This is a genomic window from Amycolatopsis sp. NPDC059027 (assembly GCF_042739735.1).
Lineage (GTDB): Bacteria > Actinomycetota > Actinomycetes > Mycobacteriales > Pseudonocardiaceae > Amycolatopsis.
In genome coordinates this window covers 97,139-98,121 of the sequence record NZ_JBHYIK010000035.1, presented here as the reverse complement: position 1 = coordinate 98,121, position 983 = coordinate 97,139, and the positions used below count along the sequence as shown (strand labels likewise).

Genomic DNA, 983 nt, shown 5'->3' with positions numbered 1-983 from the left:
GGTACCGGTTCGGCCGCCGCCGTCAGCACCACGCAGCAGTGCAACGCCGTTTCGACACCACCGGACACCTTCACGCGTCCAGCCTAACCAGCGGGCTTGACTCGGACAACAGGTGTCCGAGTAAGCTTCGAACTCGGACACAATGAATCCGAGTCAAGGAGCTCCTCATGAAGATCGCGGTGATCGGCACCGGCCTCATCGGTTCCCAGGTGGCGCGGAAGCTCGCGGACGCGGGCCACGACACCACGGCGCATTCGCTGTCCACCGGTGTCGACCTGCTCACCGGTGAAGGGCTCGACGACGCGGTGCGCGGCGCCCAGGTCGTGGTGGACCTGACCAACTCGCCGACCTTCGACGAAGCCGCGATCGACTTCTTCCGCACGACGGTCACCAACGAGCTGTCCGCGGCCGCGAAGGCGGGCGTCGAGCACTTCGTCGCCCTGTCCATCGTCGGCGTCGACCAGGTGCCCGACGTCGCCTACTACCGCGCCAAGACCCTGCAGGAGAACCTGATCCAGGCCGGGCCGGTTCCCTTCTCGATCGTGCGCGCCACCCAGTTCATGGAGTTCGTCCCGGCGGTGCTGGACGCGGGCACCGACGGCGACGTCGTGCGCCTGCCTGCCACGCCGATCCAGCCCATCGCCTCCGCCGAGGTCGCCGCCGCGGTCGCCGAGACCGCTGTCGGCGCTCCGTTGGGGGGTGTCCGCGACATCGGCGGCCCCGAGGTCTTCCCGCTCGACGAGCTGGGCCGCCTCACCCTGACCGAGACCGGTGACCGCCGCACCGTCGTCACCGACGAATCCGCCGGATTGTTCGCCGCCGCCAAGGGAAACGTACTCACCACGCCCACGGGCACGCCGCTGGCCAAGACGCACTACCGCGACTGGCTGCGTTCGCGCTGATCCGCGGGCGCGAGCGCGCCGAGGTTCCCCCGTGCCGTGAAGGCCCTCTTGCCGACGTTCGACGCCGGTAAGGGGGCCTAC

Annotated in this window: 1 protein-coding gene; it reads left to right on the top strand. The window is 69.4% G+C overall.

What is annotated here, in order from left to right; all coding sequences use genetic code 11:
* Positions 1-167: 167 nt before the first annotated feature.
* A complete protein-coding gene (locus tag ACFWY9_RS24395) occupies positions 168-902 on the top strand; it encodes an SDR family oxidoreductase (protein ID WP_378340007.1) in 735 nt (244 codons plus the stop codon).
* The last annotated feature ends 81 nt before the right edge of the window (positions 903-983 follow it).